The sequence below is a fragment of the Phycicoccus flavus genome, assembly GCF_004025965.2.
Classification (GTDB): Bacteria; Actinomycetota; Actinomycetes; order Actinomycetales; family Dermatophilaceae; genus Phycicoccus; species Phycicoccus flavus.
Genome location: NZ_SAYU02000072.1, coordinates 1 through 20,972, shown reverse-complemented (window position 1 = coordinate 20,972; position 20,972 = coordinate 1). Strand labels below are relative to the sequence as shown.

At 73.9% G+C, this 20,972-nt stretch carries 20 protein-coding genes, 1 tRNA gene and 1 pseudogene; 11 read left to right on the top strand and 11 right to left on the bottom strand.

Features of this window, described 5'->3' with window-relative positions; translation table 11 throughout:
• Positions 1-157 precede the first annotated feature (157 nt).
• Positions 158-673, top strand: a complete 516-nt coding sequence (locus EPD83_RS16920) for a DUF3145 domain-containing protein (protein ID WP_165566904.1) — start codon at positions 158-160, stop codon at positions 671-673.
• Positions 674-740: 67 nt separating this feature from the next.
• Here the strand turns inward: EPD83_RS16920 and EPD83_RS16915 are convergent, their stop codons facing one another.
• From EPD83_RS16915 to argG, 7 genes are all read right to left on the bottom strand, one after another.
• Complete coding sequence (locus EPD83_RS16915; RefSeq protein ID WP_165566903.1) at positions 741-1,304, bottom strand: hypothetical protein; 564 nt, start codon at positions 1,302-1,304, stop codon at positions 741-743.
• 32 nt (positions 1,305-1,336) lie between these two features.
• Positions 1,337-2,578, bottom strand: coding sequence for a beta-ketoacyl-ACP synthase II (fabF, locus tag EPD83_RS16910; protein ID WP_165566902.1), 1,242 nt, complete (start codon positions 2,576-2,578; stop codon positions 1,337-1,339).
• Between the two features lie 104 nt (positions 2,579-2,682).
• Positions 2,683-2,928, bottom strand: a complete 246-nt coding sequence (locus EPD83_RS16905; protein WP_128367685.1) for an acyl carrier protein — start codon at positions 2,926-2,928, stop codon at positions 2,683-2,685.
• A gap of 65 nt (positions 2,929-2,993) precedes the next feature.
• Positions 2,994-4,010 (bottom strand): beta-ketoacyl-ACP synthase III, encoded by a 1,017-nt coding sequence (locus EPD83_RS16900; protein ID WP_128367686.1) that lies wholly within the window; start codon positions 4,008-4,010, stop codon positions 2,994-2,996.
• Complete coding sequence (locus EPD83_RS16895) at positions 4,007-4,921, bottom strand: ACP S-malonyltransferase (protein WP_128367687.1); 915 nt, start codon at positions 4,919-4,921, stop codon at positions 4,007-4,009. The genes EPD83_RS16900 and EPD83_RS16895 overlap by 4 nt, the downstream gene beginning before the upstream one ends.
• A gap of 100 nt (positions 4,922-5,021) precedes the next feature.
• Positions 5,022-6,203 carry a PucR family transcriptional regulator gene (locus tag EPD83_RS16890; RefSeq protein ID WP_235950684.1) on the bottom strand — a complete coding sequence of 394 codons (1,182 nt, stop codon included), beginning with the start codon at positions 6,201-6,203 and terminating at the stop codon, positions 5,022-5,024.
• Positions 6,204-6,241: 38 nt separating this feature from the next.
• Entirely contained in the window at positions 6,242-7,669 is a 1,428-nt protein-coding gene (gene argG, locus EPD83_RS16885; RefSeq protein WP_128367199.1) for an argininosuccinate synthase, read from the bottom strand.
• 134 nt (positions 7,670-7,803) lie between these two features.
• On the opposite strand from argG, the gene EPD83_RS16880 reads away from it, so the two are divergent.
• Both EPD83_RS16880 and katG read left to right on the top strand, forming a co-directional pair.
• On the top strand, positions 7,804-8,262 hold the full coding sequence (locus EPD83_RS16880; protein ID WP_407676035.1) for a Fur family transcriptional regulator: 459 nt from the start codon (positions 7,804-7,806) through the stop codon (positions 8,260-8,262).
• Position 8,263: 1 nt separating this feature from the next.
• Positions 8,264-10,447: a catalase/peroxidase HPI gene (gene katG, locus EPD83_RS16875; RefSeq protein ID WP_165566900.1), complete on the top strand. Its 2,184-nt coding sequence runs from the start codon at positions 8,264-8,266 to the stop codon at positions 10,445-10,447.
• A gap of 87 nt (positions 10,448-10,534) precedes the next feature.
• Here katG and EPD83_RS16870 read toward each other — a convergent pair whose 3' ends face one another.
• The 3 genes from EPD83_RS16870 to fdhD all read right to left on the bottom strand — a co-directional run bounded on the left by EPD83_RS16870 (position 10,535) and on the right by fdhD (position 14,733).
• Positions 10,535-10,849 (bottom strand): thiamine-binding protein, encoded by a 315-nt coding sequence (locus EPD83_RS16870; protein WP_128366723.1) that lies wholly within the window; start codon positions 10,847-10,849, stop codon positions 10,535-10,537.
• A 145-nt stretch (positions 10,850-10,994) separates the two neighbouring features.
• Positions 10,995-13,835 (bottom strand): pyruvate dehydrogenase (acetyl-transferring), homodimeric type, encoded by a 2,841-nt coding sequence (aceE, locus tag EPD83_RS16865; protein ID WP_128366724.1) that lies wholly within the window; start codon positions 13,833-13,835, stop codon positions 10,995-10,997.
• 40 nt (positions 13,836-13,875) lie between these two features.
• Positions 13,876-14,733 (bottom strand): formate dehydrogenase accessory sulfurtransferase FdhD, encoded by an 858-nt coding sequence (gene fdhD, locus EPD83_RS16860; RefSeq protein WP_128366725.1) that lies wholly within the window; start codon positions 14,731-14,733, stop codon positions 13,876-13,878.
• Between the two features lie 75 nt (positions 14,734-14,808).
• Here fdhD and EPD83_RS16855 point away from each other — a divergent pair, with 75 nt between their 5' ends.
• The 8 genes from EPD83_RS16855 to EPD83_RS16820 all read left to right on the top strand — a co-directional run bounded on the left by EPD83_RS16855 (position 14,809) and on the right by EPD83_RS16820 (position 20,494).
• The gene (locus EPD83_RS16855; protein ID WP_128366726.1) at positions 14,809-15,351 is read left to right on the top strand and encodes a PH domain-containing protein; all 543 of its coding nucleotides are present in this window, start codon (positions 14,809-14,811) and stop codon (positions 15,349-15,351) included.
• Positions 15,348-16,823: a PH domain-containing protein gene (locus EPD83_RS16850; RefSeq protein ID WP_165566899.1), complete on the top strand. Its 1,476-nt coding sequence runs from the start codon at positions 15,348-15,350 to the stop codon at positions 16,821-16,823. Before EPD83_RS16855 ends, EPD83_RS16850 begins: the two co-directional genes overlap by 4 nt.
• A 38-nt stretch (positions 16,824-16,861) precedes the next feature.
• Positions 16,862-17,302 carry a DUF3052 domain-containing protein gene (locus tag EPD83_RS16845; protein WP_128367513.1) on the top strand — a complete coding sequence of 147 codons (441 nt, stop codon included), beginning with the start codon at positions 16,862-16,864 and terminating at the stop codon, positions 17,300-17,302.
• 29 nt (positions 17,303-17,331) lie between these two features.
• Positions 17,332-17,814 (top strand): peroxiredoxin, encoded by a 483-nt coding sequence (locus EPD83_RS16840; protein WP_128367512.1) that lies wholly within the window; start codon positions 17,332-17,334, stop codon positions 17,812-17,814.
• Between the two features lie 61 nt (positions 17,815-17,875).
• A tRNA-Val gene (locus EPD83_RS16835) sits at positions 17,876-17,948 on the top strand.
• A gap of 1 nt (position 17,949) precedes the next feature.
• Positions 17,950-18,801 (top strand): Nif3-like dinuclear metal center hexameric protein, encoded by an 852-nt coding sequence (locus tag EPD83_RS16830; protein WP_128367511.1) that lies wholly within the window; start codon positions 17,950-17,952, stop codon positions 18,799-18,801.
• Entirely contained in the window at positions 18,798-19,535 is a 738-nt protein-coding gene (locus tag EPD83_RS16825; RefSeq protein WP_128367510.1) for a zinc ribbon domain-containing protein, read from the top strand. The genes EPD83_RS16830 and EPD83_RS16825 overlap by 4 nt, the downstream gene beginning before the upstream one ends.
• Positions 19,532-20,494, top strand: coding sequence for a reverse transcriptase-like protein (locus tag EPD83_RS16820; RefSeq protein ID WP_165566898.1), 963 nt, complete (start codon positions 19,532-19,534; stop codon positions 20,492-20,494). The genes EPD83_RS16825 and EPD83_RS16820 overlap by 4 nt, the downstream gene beginning before the upstream one ends.
• 10 nt (positions 20,495-20,504) lie before the next feature.
• Here EPD83_RS16820 and EPD83_RS16815 read toward each other — a convergent pair.
• Positions 20,505-20,972 (bottom strand): annotated as a pseudogene (locus tag EPD83_RS16815) (hypothetical protein); the annotation flags it as partial.

Genomic DNA, 20,972 nt, shown 5'->3' with positions numbered 1-20,972 from the left:
CGTGATCGCCGGGATCAGTGGTGCGGGTGCGCCTGGTGGTGCACAATGTGACGCACAACGGCACGTCCGCGTGCCCGCACACGAGATCGACAGCTCATCGGCTCACCACCTGCGACGGCGTTGGGGAAGACGTCCACCGCACGTGAAGGAGACCGAGATGTCTGTCGCGATGCCGCGCGCCGCCACGCGGGGAGTGCTCTACGTCCACTCCACGCCGAAGGCGCTGTGCCCGCACGTGGTCTGGGCCGTCGAGGGTGTCCTCGGGGCCCGCGTCAGCGTGCACTGGACCGAGCAGCCCGCGGCCCCGGGCCTGGTCCGCACCGAGCTCAGCTGGGCCGGCGAGGCCGGCACCGGTGCTCGCATCGCCTCCGCCCTGCGTGGCTGGGAGCACCTGCGCTACGAGGTCACCGAGGAGCCCAGCCCCGGCTGCGACGGCTCCCGCTGGTCGCACACCCCGCGCCTCGGCATCCACCACACCTGGACCTCCGCCAACGGGGACGCCGTCGTCAACGAGGACCGGCTGCGCGAGGTCGTCCTGCTCGCCCAAGGCAGCTCCGAGGCGATGCAGGAGATGCTCGAGGAGGTCCTCGGGCTCGAGTGGGACACCGAGCTCGAGCCCTTCCGCTACGCCGGTGACGGTGCACCCGTCCGCTGGCTGCACAAGGTCGGCTGACCCCGCAGGGCGACCTCGCGGTCCACCTGCTCCTGACTGACGACGCGGCGCTCCGGCGGCGAGGTGCTCACCGCAGGCGTCGCAACCGGTCGCCGAGAGCGGCCTCGAGGACGCCGTCCGCCTCGGGCGTCAGCAGCTCGCCGACGACGACGAGCACCGACGGCCCGGGGGTCTCCAGGACCAGGTCCGGCCCGACGCGGGCGGCGTGCACCACGTTCGCGAGGTCGATGCGACGGTCGACGCCGGGGGTGCGCAGCTCGAGCGTCGCCGGGGTGAAGGCGGCCCGGGACTCGCTGCCCGGCATGACCCGGGAGGAGACGAAGCGGCGGCAGCGGCGGCGGGTCAGGGCCGGGGCGCCGAGGACCTCGAAGGCCGCCAGGAGCACCGCGCACCCGCCGAAGAAGCCGGCGGTGGGGACGGGGGCCACGTCGACGACGAGGACCATCCCCGCGGCGACGAGCAGGAGACCCGCCGTGAGCCCGCCGACCCGGCGCGCCAGCCTCCGTCCGCGGCCCGGTCGGTGGAGCAGCCACGTCGCGAGGGCGTCGGCCTCACGCCGCGCGACCTCCCGGGACGCGGTGTACCGCGTCTCGACCGGCGCCCGTCGCGGCGCCGCCACCCCCTCGTCCACGGAGGAACGGTAGCCGGAGGAGGCCCGCCGGGTCAGACGCTCTTGACGACGAGGGCGACGTTGTGGCCGCCGAACCCGAAGGAGTTGTTGAGCGCGGCGATGTCCCCGTCGGGCAGGGTCCGGTGCTCCCCGCGGATGACGTCGAGGTCGACCTTGCTGTCGAGGTCCTCGACGTTGATGGCCGCCGGAGCGGTCCGGTGGTGCACCGCGAGCACGGTGAGCAGCCCCTCCAGGGCGCCGGCGGCGCCGAGCAGGTGACCGGTCATCGACTTCGTCGCGCTCACCGGCATCCCGTCGGCCGCGGCCCCGAAGGCACGGCGGATGGCGTTGGCCTCGGCGACGTCGCCGACCGGGGTGGAGGTCGCGTGCGCGTTGATGTGGACGATGTCGGAGTCGGCGAGGCCCGCGCGCTCGACGGCCTCGCGCATGGCGCGGCTGGCCCCGGCGCCCTCGGGCTCGGGAGCGGTGATGTGGTGGGCGTCGGCCGACATCCCGATCGAGCCGAACTCGGCGTAGATGCGAGCGCCGCGGGCCTTGGCGTGCTCGTACTCCTCGAGCACCATGACGGCGGCGCCCTCGCCCATGACGAAGCCGTCGCGGCCGGTGTCGTAGGGCCGCGAGGCGTGCTCGATGTCGTCGTTGCGGGTCGAGAGCGCCTGCATCTGGGCGAACCCGGCGAAGCAGATGGGGTGCATCGCGGCCTCGGTGCCGCCGGCGACGACGACGTCGGCGCGGCCCTGGCGGATCATCTCGTAGCCGGTGCCCATCGACTCCGCGCCCGAGGCGCAGGCCGAGACGGTCGTGTGCGCGCCGGCGCGGGCGCCGAGCAGCAGCGAGACGTTGCCGGAGGAGGTGTTGGGCATGAGCATGGGGACGGCGAGCGGGAAGACCCGGCGGACGCCCTTCTCGCGCAGGTTGTCCCACTGGTCCAGCAGCGTCCACACCCCGCCGATGCCGGTGCCGATGGCGACCCCCAGCCGCTCGGGGTCCGGCTCGGGGGAGCCGGCGTCCTCCATCGCGGCCTGGGCGGCGATGACCGCGTACTGCGCGCTGGGGTCCATCCGGCGGATCTGGACCTTGCTGAGCACCTCGGAGGGGTCGACGGCGATGGTGCAGGCGAAGTGCACCGGCAGCTCGTACCGTTCGAGCATGTCCTCGGGCAGGGGCTTGGCGCCGGAGCGGCCGGCGAGGACGCCGTCCCAGGTCTCGGCGATGGTGCCGCCGAGGGGTGTGGTGGCTCCGAGTCCGGTGACGACGACGCGACGCTCGCTCATGGCTGCTCAAGGCTCCTTGGGTGTCGGGGTGACGGCCGGCGCGGGTGGGCGGGCCGCCGGCCCCGGGCCCGTCGGGAGGGACGGGCCCGGGGTGGACGGGCGGGTCAGCCCTGGTTGTTCTGGATGTAGGTGACGGCGTCGCCGACGGTGGTGAGGTTCTTGACCTCGTCGTCGGGGATGCGCACGCCGAACTTCTCCTCGGCGTTGACGACGATGGTCATCATCGACAGCGAGTCGATGTCGAGGTCGTCGGTGAACGACTTGTCCATCTGGACCTCGGCCGGGTCCAGACCGGTCTCCTCGTTGACGATCTCCGCGAGGCCGCTGAGGATCTCCTGCTGGTCTGCCATTGCGCTCTCCTTCGGTGGGTGACGAGTGGTGCTTGGCCCGGGTGACCCGTGGGCCCACGGGAGTCTCAGGGGATGACGACGACCTGGGCCGCGAACGACAGCCCGGCCCCGAACCCGATCTGCAGGGCGAGCCCGCCGCGCGGGATCTCGCCGTGCCGGATCATCCGCTCCATGGCGAGCGGGACCGAGGCTGCCGAGGTGTTGCCGGTGTACGCGATGTCCCGCGCGATCGGCAGGTCGGCGGGCAGGTCGAGCTTCTTCGCCATGGCGTCGATGATCCGGACGTTCGCCTGGTGCGGGACGAACGCGTCGAGCTGGTCGGCGGTGACACCGGCGGCGTCGAGCGCCTGCTGGGCCACGGGCGCCATGCCCCACACGGCCCAGCGGAAGACCGTCTGGCCGGCCATCCCGATGTGCGGCCAGCCGAGGTTCTTCTCGTGCACGTCGATCCAGGACTCGGTCTGCGAGATCGCCGGCCACTGGGCGCCGTCGGAGCCCCAGACCGTCGGCCCGATGCCCGGCGTCTCGGAGCGGCTGACGACCGCCGCGCCGGCGCCGTCGGCGAAGATGAACGCGGTGCCGCGGTCGTCCAGGCTCGTGAAGTCCGACAGCCGCTCGACACCGACGACGAGCACGTGCTGCGCGGTGCCGGCCCGGACCATGTCGCCGGCCAGCGCGATGCCGTGGCAGTAGCCGGCGCACGCCGCGGAGATGTCGAACGCCGCCGCCTTGCTCCCGAGCCGCTCGGCGAGCATGGGCGCCGCCGCCGGGGTCTGGTAGGGCCAGCTGACGGTGGCGACGATGACGGCGTCGAGCTGGTCGGCGGTGATGCCGGCCATCTCCAGCGCGGGGGTCGTCGCGAACTCGGACATGTCGATGACCGACTCGCCCTCGCCGGCGAAGCGGCGCTCGATGATGCCCGAGCGCTCGCGGATCCACTCGTCGGAGGAGTCGATGCGATCGACGAGCTCGGCGTTCGGGACGACGCGCCGCGGCCGGTAGCCCCCGATGCCGCTGATGCGGGCGTGCGCGACCGGCGGGGTGCGCAGCTCGCCGGCGAGGCCCTTCGGGGTGACGGTCATGCGGCGTGCTCCTCGAGCAGGGTGCGGGCGGCCTCGAGGTCGTCCGGGGTCTTCAGGGCGAGCAGCTCGACGCCCTTGAGCGCGCGCTTGGCCAGGCCCGTGAGGGTGCCGGCCGGGGGGACCTCGATGAGCGCGGTGACCCCGAGCGCGGCGAACCGGTCCGAGCACAGGTCCCAGCGCACCGGGCTCGAGACCTGCGCGACGATCCGGTCCAGCACCTCGCGCCCGTCGGTGACGACCTCGCCGTCCCGGTTCGAGACGAGCGGGACCGTGGCGTCGGCGGGGGAGAGGTCGGCGGCCGCGGTGGTGAGCGCGTCGACCGCGGGCTGCATGTAGGAGGTGTGGAAGGCGCCCGCGACCTGCAGCGGGATGACCCGGGCCCGGGCGGGCGGCTGCGCGGCCAGCGCGGCGAGGGAGTCGAGGTCACCGGCGGCGACGACCTGGCCGGCACTGTTGACGTTCGCGGGGGTGAGGCCGTGGGACTCGATGGCGTCGAGCACCTCGCCCGCGTCACCCCCGACCACGGCGCTCATGCCCGTCGGGGTCGCCGCGCTGGCCTCGGCCATGCCGCGCCCGCGGAGGGCGACGAGGCGCATCGCGTCCTCCTCGGGGAGCACCCCGGCCCCGGCGGCCGCGGTGATCTCGCCCACCGAGTGCCCGGCCAGGGCGCCCGCCCGGTCGGTGCCGCCGAGCGCCCGCAGCGCGAGCAGCCCGGCGCCGACGAGCAGCGGCTGCGCGACGGCGGTGTCCTTGATCGTGTCGGCGTCCGAGGTCGTGCCGTGCGCGACGAGGTCGACCTGCGCCGCGTCGGAGAGGGCGGCGAGGTGCTCGCGCGCGCCGGGCAGCTCGAGCCACGGGGCGAGGAACCCGGGCGTCTGGGCGCCCTGGCCGGGGCAGACGATGACGATCACGTGTCCCAGCGTGTCGTGTCCGGCGGCGCCGGTTCGCGACGAGCGGGGACGAACCTCGCGGGCCGGTTTTGGAGGTTCTCCACAACGGGGGTGAGCGAGGTCACCGAGGGGCGACGCGGGCCACGGGACCGAGGCGGTGCAGGGCCAGGGCGATCCGCACCGTCTGGGCGTCGTGGGGGTCGGTGAGGTCGTACCCGGTGGCCTTCTCGATGCCGGCCAGGCGGTAGCGGACGGTGTTCGGGTGCACGATGAGCGCCCGCGCGGTGCCCTCGACCCCGAGCCCGCCGTCCAGCCAGGCGGCGGCGGTCTCGAGGAGGGACCCGCCGCCGGCGTCGGCCAGCGGCCGGACGATGCGGGCGGTCAGGGCGTTGCGGGCAGGCATGTCCCCCACGAGCGCCCGTTCGGCGAGCAGGTCGTCGGCGGGGACCGGGCGCGGCGCGTGCGGCCAGGCGGGGGCGGCGGTGTGCCCCGAGATGGCCGCCCGGGCGCTGCGGCCGGCGGCGAACAGGTGCGGCACCGCCGGTCCGAGCACGAGCGGGCCCTGACCGAGGTGGGGGTCCAGGGCCCGGGCCAGCGCCATCGGGTCCTCGACGCCCCCGCCGATGCACACGACCCGCGGGCCCTGCACGGCGACGAGCAGCTGGCAGCCGATCCGCCGCGCCGTGCGGTGCAGCTCGCCGACCATGTGGCCGGTGGCGCCGGACGGGGTGGAGCCGACGACGACGGCCACCGCCGTCACCGCGCCCCAGCCGAGCGCGGCCGCCCGGGACTGCATCGAGTCGTCGGCCTCGCCGCGGATGACGGCGTCGACCACGAGCGACTCCAGGCGGGCGTCCCACGCCCCGCGGGCCTCGGCCGCCTCGGCGTAGACCTCGGCGGCGGCGAAAGCGACCTCGCGGCTGTAGCGCAGCACCGCCTCGCGGGCGGTGTCGGCCTCGCCCGGCACGGCGAGCCCGGCGATGTCGCGCTCGACGACGGCGATGACGGTGCGCAGCAGGTCGAGGGTCTGCGCCAGGCTGATCGAGCGGGTGAGCTCGCGCGGGGCGGTGCCGAAGACGTCGGCCGTGACGGCGGGCCGGTCCTGGTCGCCGCCGAACCACTCGAGGAAGCTCGTGATGCCGGCCTGGGCGACGAGCCCGACCCACGAGCGGTCCTCGGCCCGCAGCGAGCGGAACCACGCGTGGTCGGCCTCCATCTGCCGGACGGCCGCGGCCCCGAGGTCGCCCGCGGCCCGCGCGACGGCGGCCCGGGTGGCCTCCGAGGGGCGGGCGGGCGCGATCACCGGGTCAGCATATTTGTCCGAACCCGACGAGCGAGCGCTCAGTCGGTGCCGAACTCCATGGCCGCGCGGTCCAGCGCGCCCTCCTCGTCGCCGGTCGCGGCGGGGTTGGCGGCGATCCGGTCGTACCCGCCGGCCGGGAGCTCGCCGAAGAGGGTGCCGTTCTCGACGAGCAGGTGGCCCTGGTCGACGGGCTGGCCGGCGTAGAGCTCGAGCTTGGCCCGGCTGTCCGCGATGTCGAGGTTGCGCATCGTCAGCTGCCCGATCCGGTCGGCTGGCCCGAACGCGGCGTTCTCGACCCGCTCCATCGACAGCCGCTCGGGGGCGTAGCTGAAGTTCTCGCCCCGGGTGTCGAGCACCGAGTAGTCCTCGCCGCGCCGCAGCCGCAGGGTCACCTCGCCGGTGACGACCGAGGCGATCCAGCGCTGGATCGACTCGCGGATCATGAGGCTCTGCGGGTCCAGCCACCGGCCCTCGTAGAGCAGCCGGCCGAGCCGGCGGCCCTCCTGGTGGTAGCTGGCGATGGTGTCCTCGTTGTGGACGGCGTTGAGCAGCCGCTCGTAGGCGATGTGCAGCAGGGCCATGCCCGGCGCCTCGTAGATGCCGCGCGACTTGGCCTCGATGATCCGGTTCTCGATCTGGTCCGACATCCCGAGCCCGTGCCGGCCGCCGATGGTGTTCGCCTCGTGGACCAGCGCCACGGGGTCCAGCCGCACACCGTTGACGGCGGAGGGTCGTCCCTCGACGAACGAGATCGTCACGTCCTCGGTCTCGATGGCGACCTCGGGGTCCCAGAAGCGCACGCCCATGATGGGCTCGACGGTCTCCAGCGAGGTGTCGAGGTGCTCGAGCGTCTTGGCCTCGTGGGTCGCGCCCCAGATGTTCGCGTCGGTGGAGTACGCCTTCTCCTGCGACGCGCGGTAGGGCAGGTCGCGCTCGGTCAGCCAAGCGCTCATCTCGTGCCGGCCGCCGAGCTCGGAGACGAACGCGTCGTCGAGCCACGGCTTGTAGATCCGCAGGTCGGGGTTGGCGAGCAGGCCGTAGCGGTAGAAGCGCTCGATGTCGTTGCCCTTGAACGTCGAGCCGTCGCCCCAGATCTGCACGTCGTCGGCCTGCATGGCCCGCACGAGGAGGGTGCCGGTGACGGCCCGCCCGAGCGGGGTCGTGTTGAAGTAGGTCCGCCCGCCGCTGCGGATGTGGAAGGCGCCGCAGGCGATGGCCGAGAGCCCCTCCTCGACGAGGGCGGCCCGGCAGTCGACGAGCCGGGCGAGCTCGGCGCCGTACTGGCCCGCGCGGTCGGGGACGGTCTCGATCTCCGGCTCGTCGTACTGGCCGAGGTCGGCGGTGTACGTGCACGGCACCGCCCCGCGCTCGCGCATCCACGCGACGGCGACGGAGGTGTCGAGACCTCCGGAGAAGGCGATGCCGACGCGCTGGCCGGCCGGGAGCGAGGTGAGGACCTTGGACACGGCTGCAACTATATGCAGAGTTCTGCATATCCACAAAACGCCCCCACGGCGCGCGGCCCGACCGGCGATTCTTGACTCGTTCCAGAGAAGTCGCAAGGATGACGCCCGTGCCGACGACGCCCGCCTTCGACCACATGCTGCGTGCCGCCACGCTGCGCGTGACGCGTCCGCGGCTCGCCGTCCTCGCGGCGGTGCACGACCACCCGCACGCCGACACCGACGCCATCGCCCACGCCGTCCGCGCGGACCTCGGCACGGTGTCGCACCAGGCCGTCTACGACGTGCTGCGGGTGCTCACCGACACCGGGCTCATCCGCCGCATCCAGCCGCCGGGCTCCCTGGCGCGCTACGAGGCGCGGGTCGGTGACAACCACCACCACGTCGTGTGCCGCACCTGCGGCACCATCGCGGACGTCGACTGCGCGGTGGGGGAGACCCCCTGCCTCGTCGCGTCCGAGGACCACGGCTTCGCGATCGACGAGGCCGAGGTCGTGTACTGGGGCACCTGCCCCCGGTGCGCGGCCGCGGCGGAGGACGCGAGCCACCCCCGACCATCCAGCACCACCACCGACGCGACACAGGAGATGGACTGACGTGACCGACCAGCAGCACGGCGGCGTGACCGCCGAGGGCAGCGACAGCGAGAACCCGGCCCTCGACACCCCGACGCCCGCCACCGGGACGCGCCCCCGCACCAACCAGGACTGGTGGCCCGACCAGCTCGACCTGTCGGTGCTCCACAGCAACGACCGCAAGGGCAACCCGCTCGGCGACGACTTCGACTACACCGAGGCCGTCAAGGGGCTCGACGTCGACGCGCTCAAGGCCGACCTCGTCCAGGTCATGCGCACCTCGCAGGACTGGTGGCCGGCCGACTTCGGGCACTACGGGCCGCTCTTCATCCGGATGAGCTGGCACTCCGCCGGCACCTACCGCGTCGAGGACGGGCGTGGCGGCGGCGGTCGCGGCCAGCAGCGGTTCGCCCCGCTGAACTCCTGGCCCGACAACGGCAACCTCGACAAGGCCCGCCGCCTGCTGTGGCCGGTCAAGCAGAAGTACGGGCAGGCCGTGTCCTGGGCCGATCTGCTCGTCCTCGCCGGCAACGTCGCGCTCGAGGACATGGGCTTCGAGACCTTCGGCTTCGCCTTCGGCCGCACCGACGTCTGGGAGCCGGAGGAGGTCAACTGGGGCACCGAGGACACCTGGCTCGGCGACGAGCGCTACAGCGGCGACCGCGAGCTCTCCGGCTCGCTCGGCGCGGTCCAGATGGGCCTCATCTACGTCAACCCCGAGGGCCCCAACGGCGAGCCCGACCCGGTCAAGGCGGCGCGCGACATCCGCGAGACCTTCGGCCGGATGGCGATGAACGACGAGGAGACCGTCGCCCTCATCGCCGGCGGGCACACCTTCGGCAAGACCCACGGCGCCGGTGACCCCGACCTCGTCGGCACCGAGCCCGAGGGCTGCCCCGTCCACGCCATGGGCCTGGGCTGGAAGAGCGAGTACGGCTCGGGCAAGGGCCGCGATGCCATCACCTCCGGCCTCGAGGTCACCTGGACCCAGAAGCCGACGCAGTGGAGCAACCTCTACTTCGACAACCTCTTCGGCTTCGAGTGGGAGCTGACCAAGAGCCCGGCCGGAGCCTGGCAGTGGCAGCCCCAGGACGGCGGCGGCGCGAACACCGTGCCCGACCCGGAGGACGGCACGCCCTCGCGTCCGCCGACGATGCTCACGACGGACCTGTCGCTGCGGATGGACCCGGAGTACGAGAAGATCTCGCGCCGGTTCCACGAGAACCCTGAGGAGTTCCGCCTCGCCTTCGCCAAGGCCTGGTACAAGCTGCTCCACCGCGACATGGGCCCGATCGAGCGCTTCCTCGGCCCGTGGGTGCCCGAGCCGCAGCCCTGGCAGGACCCGGTGCCCGCGCGCTCCGGCGAGCAGCTGACCGACGAGGACGTCGCCGGTCTCAAGCAGGCCCTGCTGGGCTCCGGCCTCACCGTGCAGCAGCTGGTGACGACGGCGTGGGCCTCGGCCGCCTCGTTCCGTCGCACCGACATGCGCGGCGGGGCCAACGGCGCCCGGATCGCCCTCGAGCCGATGCGCTCGTGGGCCGTCAACCAGCCCGACGAGCTCGCCTCCGTCCTGGACACCCTGCGCTCGGTGAAGAAGGACTTCGACGACGCCGGCGGCCGGACCGTCTCGCTCGCCGACCTCATCGTCCTCGGCGGCTCCGCCGGGATCGAGCAGGCGGCGCGGGAGGCCGGGCGCGAGGTCACCGTCCCCTTCACCCCGGGGCGCACCGACGCCACCCAGGAGCTCACCGACGTCGAGTCCGTCGCGTGGCTCGAGCCGCGCGCGGACGGCTTCCGCGGCTACCTGCGGGCTGGCGACAAGGCCAAGCCGGAGACGCTGCTCCTGGAGCGCGCCTTCATGCTCGGCCTCACCGCGCCGCAGATGACGGCGATGGTCGGCGGCCTGCGCGCCATCGGCGTCGGCGGCACCCTGACCGAGAACCCGGGCCGGCTGGACAACGGGTTCTTCGCGACGGTGCTGGCGCCGGGCGTCACCTGGTCCACCGCGACCGAGGAGAACCGGTACTCCAGCAGCGACGGCCGCTGGACCGCCGGCGCCGAGGACCTCGTCTTCGGCTCGCACGCGCAGCTGCGCGCGATCTCCGAGGTCTACGGCAGCGCCGACGGCGAGCAGCGGTTCGTCGACGACTTCGTCGCCGCCTGGGTCAAGGTCATGGAGAACGACCGCTACGACCTGCACCACTGACGCGTACGACGAGGGCCCGGACACCGCGCTGGTGTCCGGGCCCTCGGCGTCGGTCGACGACGTTCTGCCGGTAGAGATTCGGTGGCGTCACGCGCCGTCGCCCGCGTCGTCGTCGAGGAGGGCCTGCACCCGGGCGGCCTTGTGCTCGATCTGCCCGGTGTGGCCGGGGCGGATGTCGCACTTGAGCACGAGCGAGACCCGCGGGCTGACCGCCGACATGGCCTCGACGCACCGCCCGATGACGGCCATGACCTCGTCCCACTCGCCCTCGACGTTGGTGAACATCGAGTTCGTCTCGTAGGGCAGCCCGGAGTCCCGCACGATGCGGACGGCCTCGGCGACGCCGGCCGCGTAGGACCCGGACTCGTCGGGGGAGCCGGCGATGCTGAAGGCGGCGATCATGGGGACTCCTGGGGGTCGAGGGGTGCTGCCGTGCGGGGTAGGGCGGTCCGGGCGTTGTCCCGCTCGACGCCGGAACCTTCGGGTTCGCGCACCTTCGGAGGTGCGGCGAACCCGAAGGTTCCGGGATCAGGCGAGAAAGCCGGGGTCAGGCGTCGGCGCCCTCGGTGCTGCCGGACGCGCCGGCCGTGACGTCGTGCAGCCGGTAGCGCTGCGCGGCCTCGTCCGGCACCGAGCGCTCGACGTCGCCGGCGTCGGCGAGCATCTGCAGCGCGCGCACCGCCATCGACGGGCCGTCGATGTGGAAGTACCGGCGGGCGGCCGGGCGGGTGTCGGAGAACCCGAACCCGTCGGCCCCGAGCGAGGCGAACTCGCCCGGCACCCACTGCGCGATCTGGTCCTGGACGGCCCGCATGTAGTCCGACACCGCGATGACCGGGCCCTTGCGCCCGTCCAGCTTGGCGGTGACCCACGGGGTCGGGGCCTCCTTGTCCGGGTGGAGGAAGCGGGCCTCGTCGGCGGCCAGGCCGTCACGGCGCAGCTCGTTCCACGACGTCACCGACCACACGTCCGCGACGACCTTCCAGTCCTCGCGCAGCAGCTCCTGGGCCTCCAGCGCCCACGGCATGGCGACCCCGGAGGCGAGCAGCTGGACCCGCGGCGCGTCGTCGCCGACGCCCTCGGTGGAGCCCTCGGCGAAGAGGTACATGCCCTTGAGCAGCCCCTCCCGGTCGAGGTCCTCCGGCTCGGCCGGCTGGCGCATCGGCTCGTTGTAGACGGTGAGGTAGTAGATGAGGTTGCGCTCGTCGTCGGTGAGCGAGTCGTCCGTGCCGTACATCCGGTGCAGGCCGTCCTGGACGATGTGCGCGATCTCGTAGGCGAACGCCGGGTCGTAGTGCACGACGGCGGGGTTGGTCGACGCCAGCAGCGGGCTGTGTCCGTCGGCGTGCTGCAGGCCCTCACCGGTCAGGGTCGTCCGGCCGGCGGTGGCGCCGACGAGGAAGCCGCGGGTCATCTGGTCGGCGGCGGCCCAGATCGAGTCGCCGGTGCGCTGGAACCCGAACATCGAGTAGAAGATGTAGATCGGGATCATCGGCTCGCCGTGCGTCGCGTACGACGTGCCGGACGCCGTGAACGCCGCCATCGACCCGGCCTCGTTGATGCCGAGGTGGAGGATCTGGCCGTCGGTGGCCTCGCGGTAGGCGAGCATGAGCTCCGCGTCCACGGGGGTGTACCGCTGCCCGTGCGGGTTGTAGATCTTGATCGTCGAGAAGAAGCTGTCCATCCCGAAGGTGCGGGCCTCGTCCGGGATGATCGGCACGATGCGGTTGCCGAACTCCTTGTCCCGCATGAGGTCCTTGAGCAGCCGGACGAACGCCATCGTCGTCGCCACGTCCTGCTTCCCGGAGCCCTTCTTCACCTGCGCGTAGGCCGAGCCCTCGGGCAGGTGGATGGGCACGTGCTTGCTGCGGCGCTCCGGCAGGCCGCCCCCGAGCTTGCGGCGGCGCTCGACGGCGTACTGGATGACCTCGTCGTCGTCGCCCGGGTGGAAGTAGGGCGCGGCGTACGGGTTCTCGAGCTGGTCGTCGGGGATCGGGATGTTGAGGCTGTCGCGGAAGGCCTTGAGGTCGTCCAGCGACAGCTTCTTCATCTGGTGGGTCGCGTTGCGGCCGGCGAAGCCCTTGCCGAGGCCGTAGCCCTTGATGGTCTTGGCGAGGATGACCGTCGGCTGCCCGGTGTGCGCCAGCGCGGACTTGTACGCCGCGTAGACCTTCCGGTAGTCGTGGCCGCCGCGCTTGAGCTTCCACCAGATCTCCTCGTCCGACCAGTCCTGGACGAGGCGGCGGGTGCGCGGGTCGCGCTCGAAGAAGTGCTCGCGGACGTACTTGCCGTCGTTGGCGCGGAAGGTCTGGTAGTCGCCGTCCGAGGTGCTGTTCATGAGGTGGACGAGCGCGCCGTTGCCGTCGGCGGCGAGCAGCGGGTCCCAGCCGCGGCCCCAGACGACCTTGATGACGTTCCAGCCGGCGCCGCGGAAGAAGGCCTCGAGCTCCTGGATGATCTTGCCGTTGCCGCGGACGGGGCCGTCGAGGCGCTGCAGGTTGCAGTTGACGACGAAGGTGAGGTTGTCCAGCTCCTCCTGCGCGGCGAGCTGGAGCAGACCGCGCGACTCCGGCTCGTCCATCTCGCCGTCGCCGAGGAAGGCCCAGGTGTGCTGCTCGGAGGTGTCCTTGACGCCGCGGTTGTGCAGGTACTTGTCGAACTGCGCCTGGTAGATCGCGTTCATCGGGCCGATGCCCATCGACACCGTCGGGAACTCCCAGAAGTCCGGCATGAGCCGGGGGTGGGGGTAGCTCGGCAGGGCCAGCGGCGCGCCGTCGACGACGTGGCTGTGCTCCTGGCGGAATCCGTCGAGGCGGTCGGAGCTGATCCGGCCCTCGAGGAAGGCGCGGGCGTACATGCCCGGGGAGGCGTGGCCCTGGAAGAACACGTGGTCCCCGCCGCCGGGGTGGTCCTTGCCGCGGAAGAAGTGGTTCATCCCGACCTCGTACAGCGTCGCCGCGGAGGCGTAGGTCGAGATGTGGCCGCCGACGGCGATGCCCGGGCGCTGGGCGCGCTGGACGACCATCGCGGCGTTCCAGCGCAGGTAGGCGCGGAACCGGCGCTCGACGTCCTCGTCGCCGGGGAACCAGGGCTCCTGCTCCGGGCCGATGGTGTTGACGTAGTCGGTGGTCGTGAGCGACGGCACGCCCACCTGCATCGACCGGGCCCGCTCGAGGAGGCGCAGCATGAGGTAGCGGGCCCGCATCCGGCCGGGACCGTCGATGACCGCGTCGAGGCTCTCGAGCCACTCCGCCGTCTCGTCCGGGTCGATGTCGGGCAGGTGCGTGGGGATCCCGTTGAGGATCGGGCCGACGTCTTCGTGGAGGGCCACGCGCTCGTCCTTTCGCAGGTGCTCGGCCGCGCCCCGGTCGGGGGCACGTCCTCCCATCTTTCACCTTCGAGCGGCGTGCGTCACAACCCGGTCCGCGCTACCGGTCGGTACGTCCCGGGTCGGCGGGCGCCTCGACCCGGTCCGGGCGGGCGTAGACGGAGAACAGCGGCGAGCGGGTGAAGGCGAGCAGGGTGATGCCGGAGTCGGCGGCCAGCTCGACCGCGAGCGACGTCGGCGCGCCCACGGCGACGACCGCGGGGATGCCCGCGACGGACGCCTTCTGCACGATCTCGAAGCTCGCCCGGGCGCTGACGACGAGGACGGTGCCGGCGAACGGCAGCTCGCGGTCGCGGGAGAGCGCGCCGACGACCTTGTCGACGGCGTTGTGCCGTCCGACGTCCTCGCGGACCACGAGCAGCTCGCCGTCCGGGGTCGCGATGCCGGCCGCGTGGACGCCACCGGTGCGGTCGAAGGCGGACTGGTGCTCGCGCAGCGCGTCCGGCAGGGCGGCGAGGACGGCGGCGGGCAGGACGACGGGGTCGGCGCCGACGTCGAAGCGGCTCGCGGTGCGGACGGCGTCGACCGAGGCCGATCCGCAGACGCCGCAGGCGCTGGTCATCGACTCGGTGCGCTCGCGGGCGGGCCGCAGCAGCGTGGTGCCGGGGGAGAGCGCGGCCTCGACGACGTTGAAGGTGGGCGAGCCGTCGGGACCGACGTCGGTGCAGTGCATCATCGTCGCGACGTGGCCGGCGGCGCCGACCATGCCCTCGGTGAGGAGGTGGCCGAGGGTGAGGTCGAAGTCGTCGCCGGGAGTGCGCATCGTCGTCGTCACGACCTCGCCCCCGACCCGCACCTCGAGGGGCTCCTCGACGGCGACGGTGTCCGGGCGCGCGACGACGGCCGACCGCGCGAGGTCGTACCGGGTGCGCGGGACACGGGTCGTCACTCTGCCCACGGGCCCATGCAAGCACACGGCCGCCGCGCGAGGGCGTTCGCGGGGGGCACGGGCCCCCTCGGGCAGACTGGCGCCATGTCCGAGCACGAGCCGCCCCCTCCGGCCGAGCCGCCCCCTCCGGCGACGTCGGCCGGGCCGTCGGTGACGCTGCGCGGCGAGGGTCCCGGCTGGCGCCCGGTGTCGCCGGCGCTCGCGACCGCGCGCACCGTCGTCGTCCTCGGCCTCCTGCTGCCGGCGCTGCTGGCGACGGTCGGCGTCGCCCTGCTCGTCACGCCGTGGGCCTGGGCCGGGACCGCGGGGGTCCTGCTGCTGGCCGCCTGGGGGGTCTGGCTCGTGCGCCGGCAGGTGTCGGCAATCTCCTGGGCCGAGCTCGACGAGGAGATCGTCATCCGCAAGGGCCGCGTCCTGCGCACCCTCGTCAGCGTCCCGTACGGGCGCCTGCAGTACGTCGACATCCAGTCCGGGCCGCTGTCGCGGGCCCTGGGCATCGCGTCGTGCGAGATCCACACCGCCTCACCGGCCAGCGGCGGCTCGCTGCCCGGCCTGCCCACCGCGGAGGCCGAGGCGCTGCGCACCCGCCTCGCCGCCCGTGGGGAGAGCCAGCGGGCGGGCCTGTGACCGACGACGGGGGCTGGCAGCGGCTGCACCCCCTCTCGCCGCTGCTGCGCGGGGGAGTGGTGCTGCTCGCCGTCGGCGGCTACGTCGTCAGCCAGCTCTTCGACCGGGTCATGAGCGTCTTCGACACCGGCGTGTACGTCCCCGGCGGTCCCGGTCAGCGCGGAGACGGCGAGATGCTCGTCGCGCACCCGTTCCTCGCCCTGGCCGCCGTCGTGGTGCTCGTCCTCGCCGTCGCGGCCGGCGCCTGGGTCAGCTGGCGGTTCACCCGCTTCCGGGTGGCCGACGGCCAGGTCGAGCTGCGCCAGGGCGTCGTCTTCCGCCAGCACCGGCAGGTCCGCCTCGAGCGGGTGCAGGCGGTGGAGACGACCCGGCCGCTGCTGGCCCGGCTCGTCGGGCTGTCGCAGGTCGTCGTCCAGTCCGCCGGCGGCTCGGACTCCCACCTCACCCTCGCGTTCCTCGGGGCCGACCGGGCGGAGGAGGTCCGGGTCCACCTGCTCGAGCTCGCCGGTCGGGTCGACGACGCGGCGGTCGCGCCCGACGCCGAGGACGACGCCCCCGGGGCGTCACGTGGGGCCGACGCCGGGGTGCCGCTCGTGGTCGTGCCCAACGGCCGGCTCTTCGTCGCGACGATCCTCCACGGGTCGACGATCGTCCTCGGGATCGTGGTCCTCGGGGTGGCCACCGCCGTCGGGGTGTCCCGGGTCGGCCTCCAGGTGCTCGCCGGCGCCCCGGCGCTCGTCCCCGTGGTCCTCGGTCTCGCCGTCGGCCGGGTCAAGGAGCTGCTCGTCCACGGGAACTTCTCGGTGGCGCGGACCGCGACGGCGCTGCGGGTGCGGCACGGGCTCACCGACCTGCGCGTGTCCAGCGTCCCGGTGCACCGGGTGCAGGCCCTCGAGGCCGTCCAGCCGCTGTGGTGGCGGCCGTGGGGCTGGTGGCGGGTGCGCGTCAACGTCGCCGGAGTGCACGGGGAGGACGACGGCGACACGACGACGCTGCTGCCGGTCGGCACGCGCGAGGAGGCCCTGCGGGTCCTCGGCGCGCTCGGGGTGCCGGCGCAGGACCCGCTCGTCGTCGCCACCCTGGACGGCAGCGGGCCGGACGGCGGCTGGGTCGGGCCGCCCCGCGTCGTCCGCTGGCTTGACCCGTGGGCGTGGCGGCGCATCGGCTACGCCCTGGCCGCCTCGGCCGTCCACGTCCGCTCCGGCCGCCTCACCCGGCGTGCGGTCTTCGTCCCCTACGCCCGGGTGCAGTCGCTGGGGCTGGAGCAGGGTCCGCTGCAGGCACGCCTCGGGGTGGCCTCCGCGCGGGTGGTCTCCACGCCCGGGCCGGTGTCCCCGCTGGTCCCGCACCTGGCGACCGCGGAGGCCGAGCGGCTGCTCGGGCTGCTCGCCGAACGGTCCCGGGTCGCACGGCGAGTCCGGGCCAAAGCCCCCGGAACGGTTGCACCGGACGCCCCGACGTTGGTGGACTAGGTCTCGCACCGTCCATCCCCTGTGAGAGGTTTGTGCCCGTGAACACCCCCGCCCCACCGCCGGTCGACCCCGGGACCAGTGGATCCGGAGCCGTCGAGCGGCTCGGCTTCGCCCGGGACCAGGTGGTCCAGGAGTTCGGGTACGACTCCGACGTCGACGACGCCTTCCGCTTCGCGGTCGAGGAGGCGTGCGGCGCGGAGATGGAGGACGACGAGTACACCGGCGTCGCCGACGCGGTGCTCCTGTGGTTCCGCTCCGAGGACGGCGACCTCGGCGATGCGCTCGTCGACATGGTCGGCGTGCTCGACGAGGGCGGCTTCGTCGTCCTCCTCACCCCGCGCGGGGACGACGAGGTCGACCCCAGCGACATCGACGAGGCCGCGGTGACCACGGGGCTGCACCTGGCCGGCACCTTCAACCCGTCGGAGGACTGGCGCGCGCACAAGCTCGTCGCCCCGAAGACCGCCGGGCGGCGCTGACCCGCGTCCCCACCTGGCAGGATGTGGGCATGACCGTCCCGGCCGCCCCCCTCGCCGTCGGCGACCTCGCCCCGGACTTCACCCTCCGGGACCAGAACGGCGTCGACGTCAGCCTGTCCGAGCTCACCGCCGAGAAGAACGTCGTCGTCGTGTTCTACCCGTGGGCCTTCTCCGGCATCTGCACCGGTGAGCTCGACGAGATCCGCGACCACCTCGAGCAGTTCGTCTCCGACGACCTCCAGGTGGTGTGCGTCTCCTGCGACGCCGTCTACAGCGTGCGCGCCTGGGCCGACATCCAGGGCTACTTCTTCCCGCTGCTGTCCGACGCCTGGCCGCACGGCGAGGTCGCGCGGGCCTTCGGGGTGCTCGACGAGTCGACCGGCGCCGCCCTGCGCGGGACGTTCCTCGTCGGCCGGGAGGGACGCGTCGCGTGGACCCTCGTCAACGGCCCGGGGGAGCGGCGCGACTTCTCCGACCTGCCGCGGCAGGTCGCGGCGCTCGCGAGCAGCTGAGCCGCCCCGGCCGGTATCGTCGCCGCCACCCCGGCCGTCGCGCCGAGGGCGAGCAGTCCTGGGGCCTGTAGCTCAGCTGGTAGAGCGCCGCGTTTACACCGCGTCGGTCGTCGGTTCGATCCCGGCCGGGCCCACATGAGCGACGACGCGGTACCGACCCTGCGGGAGGTCCTCGACGTCGTCGAGCGGCTCTACCCGCCCGCCACCGCCCAGTCCTGGGACCGGGTCGGGCTCGTCACCGGCGACCCCGACCAGCCGGTGCGGCGGGTCCACCTCGCCGTCGACCCCACGCTCGCGGTCGTCGCGGAGGCGCGCGACCTCGGTGCGGACCTGCTGCTGGTCCACCACCCCCTGCTGCTGCGGGGGGTCCACTCCGTGGCCACGACGTCGGCCAAGGGCGCCACCGTCACCGACCTCGTCGTCGGGGACGTCGCCCTGTACGTGGCGCACACGAACGCCGACGTGGCCGACGACGGGGTCAGCGAGGCCCTGGCCGAGGCGTGCGGCATCGGGCACGGCGAGCCGCTGGCCGTCGTCGAGGGGCAGCCGCTCGGGCGGGTCGGCGACCTGGCCGAGGCGCTGCCGCTGCGCCGCTTCGTCGAGGACCTCGTCGTGCACCTGCCGCGGGCGGCCGGAGGGGTCCGCGTGTCCGGGCCGCCGGACGCACCGGTCCGGCGGGTGGCGGTGCTGGGCGGCGCGGGGGACGACCTGTTCGACGCCGTCCGGTCCGCGGGCGCCGACGTCTACGTGACGGCCGACCTGCGCCACCACCCGGTCCTCGAGGCGCGCGAGGAGGCGCGCGGCGGTCCGCCGTACCTCGTCGACGCGGGGCACTGGGCGAGCGAGCACGTCTGGCTGGCCCGGGCGGACCGGGCACTGCGCGCGGGGCTCGGCGAGGCCGCCACTAGGGTGGAGACCCACATCAGCGCGGTGCGCACCGACCCCTGGACGTTCGTCGTCGGTGCCGACCTGGGAGGTAGCGAGTGAGAGCCGAGCCCGCACGACAGCAGCGGCTGCTGGACCTCCAGGCGCTCGACACCCGGCTCGGTCAGATCGCCCACGCCCGTCGCACCCTGCCGCAGCTGGCGGTGCTCGAGGACCTCGGCGGCAAGGCGCGGCTGCTCGACGACCAGCTGATCCGCTCGCGCACCGAGCTCGGGGACGTCCAGCGCGAGGTCGCCCGGTCCGAGGCCGACGTCCAGCTCGTCCGCGACCGCGCCGCCCGGAACCGGAGCCGTCTCGACGCCGGCACCGGCACGGCCAAGGACCTCCAGGCGCTCCAGCACGAGCTCGACTCGTTGGCCCGCCGGCAGAGCGAGCTGGAGGACGTCGAGCTCGAGGTCATGGAGCGCGCGGAGAACGCCGAGCACGACGTCGCCGAGCTCGAGCGGGGCCGCGGCGAGCTCGCCGAGCGCATAACCGCGCTGGAGCAGGAGCGCGACGAGGCGCTGTCACGGCTGGACGCCGAGGCGGACGAGGTCGCGGCGCCGCGGGACACCGTCGTCGCGGAGGTGGGGGAGGACCTCGTCGCGCTGTACGAGCGGATCCGTGCCTCGTCCGGCACGGGCGCGGCGGCCCTGGCCCAGCGCCGGTGCGGCGGCTGCCAGCTCGAGCTCAACCCCGTGGACCTGTCGAAGATCCGCGCCGCCGACGAGGACGAGGTGCTGCGCTGCGAGGAGTGCAGCCGGATCCTCGTGCGCACCCCCGAGTCCGGGCTGTGAGCCGGCGGCTCACCGTCGAGGCCGACGGCGGGTCACGGGGCAACCCCGGCGTCGCGGGCTACGGGGCGCTGGTCCGGGACACCGAGTCCGGCGCGCTGCTCGCCGAGCGGGCCGAGCCGCTGGGCAAGGTGTCGAACAACGTCGCCGAGTACCGCGGCCTCATCGCCGGGCTCGAGGCCGCCCGTGACATCGACCCCGCCGCGGACGTCCTGGCCCGGATGGACTCCAAGCTCGTCGTCGAGCAGATGGCCGGCCGCTGGAAGATCAAGCACGAGGACATGCGCCGGCTGGCCCTGCAGGCCCGCGAGGTCGCCTCGGCCATCCGGGACGCCGGCGGCTCGGTGCGCTACGAGTGGATCCCGCGGGCGCAGAACTCCGACGCGGACGCGCTGTCGAACGACGGCATGGACGGCCTCACGATCGACCGGCGGCACGACGACGGTGCGGGCGTGGGGGAGAGCCGCGTTGCCGAGTCCGAGCAGTCATCGGGGTCCGGCGGCGGCGCGGTGACGACCGGGGCGGCATGTGCCCCCGTGCCGCAGCGGTCGGGGACACCGGTGCGGGTGGTCCTCGTCGCGAGCTCGGGCGGGTCGTCGTCGGCGCCGGCCGCGGCCGTGCAGCGACTGCTCGGCGGGGCGCCCCGCTGCCTCGTCACCGCGTCCGGGGACGACGCGGTCGAGACGGCCGCCGAGGTCGGTGACGCGCTCGGCGTGGACGCGGTCGTCGACCGGGGCTGGTCGGACCCCGCGAGCGGGCCCGGCGCCTGGGACCGCGTCGTCGAGCGGGGCGGGACGACGGTGGTCGTCTGCCCGCCGGACGTCGTGCGCGCCGTCCTCGGCCACCTGCTCGGCGTCCCGGCGGACCGGCAGTCCCGGCTGGCGGCCCCGGCGGGCTCGCTGGCCGGCGTCGAGGTCTGGCCCGGCGACGACGTCTCGATCGCCTTCACCGGACGGACCTGACGCCCTTCGCTCAGCCGAGCACCGGCAGGCGTCCGGCGAGGGCGGCGCCGTCGTCCGGCACCGGGACGCGACCGGTGGCGACGAGCACGGCGTCGGTGTCGGCCCAGCCGGTGGGCAGCGGCTCGCCGAGCAGCGCCTCGCAGGTCCGCCGGGCCAGGTCCAGGGCGGACTCGGGCGCCGGGTGGCCGGCGAGCAGGTCGAGGTGGTGCACGGCGGTCTCCACGGCCCAGGTGGCGAGCAGGTCGCCGCTGGTGAGGACCTGCCCCTGGAACGCGTGCCGCCCGTCCGGCAGGTCCTCGCAGATCCGCCGCAGCGTGCCCCCGACATCCCCGAGCTCGCGCACGGCCGACGCCGGCCCCCGGTAGGCGTCCGAGCGACGACGGCGCGCCAGCAGCACCTCGACCGGGTCGCCCTCGTCGAGGCTCGCGAACGCGGTCCAGTACGTGGCGGCGTCGACCGTCGCCGGCCCTCCCGTCCG

Coding starts and splice junctions, on each gene's coding strand:
- EPD83_RS16920 (WP_165566904.1), top strand. CDS start 158: ATGTCTGTCGCGATGCCGCGCGCCGCCACGCGGGGAGTGCTCTACGTC.
- fabF (WP_165566902.1), bottom strand. CDS start 2,578: ATGAGCGAGCGTCGCGTCGTCGTCACCGGACTCGGAGCCACCACACCC.
- EPD83_RS16905 (WP_128367685.1), bottom strand. CDS start 2,928: ATGGCAGACCAGCAGGAGATCCTCAGCGGCCTCGCGGAGATCGTCAAC.
- EPD83_RS16900 (WP_128367686.1), bottom strand. CDS start 4,010: ATGACCGTCACCCCGAAGGGCCTCGCCGGCGAGCTGCGCACCCCGCCG.
- EPD83_RS16880 (WP_407676035.1), top strand. CDS start 7,804: ATGCTGCGTGCCGCCACGCTGCGCGTGACGCGTCCGCGGCTCGCCGTC.
- EPD83_RS16870 (WP_128366723.1), bottom strand. CDS start 10,849: ATGATCGCCGCCTTCAGCATCGCCGGCTCCCCCGACGAGTCCGGGTCC.
- aceE (WP_128366724.1), bottom strand. CDS start 13,835: ATGGGAGGACGTGCCCCCGACCGGGGCGCGGCCGAGCACCTGCGAAAG.
- EPD83_RS16855 (WP_128366726.1), top strand. CDS start 14,809: ATGTCCGAGCACGAGCCGCCCCCTCCGGCCGAGCCGCCCCCTCCGGCG.
- EPD83_RS16840 (WP_128367512.1), top strand. CDS start 17,332: ATGACCGTCCCGGCCGCCCCCCTCGCCGTCGGCGACCTCGCCCCGGAC.
- EPD83_RS16830 (WP_128367511.1), top strand. CDS start 17,950: ATGAGCGACGACGCGGTACCGACCCTGCGGGAGGTCCTCGACGTCGTC.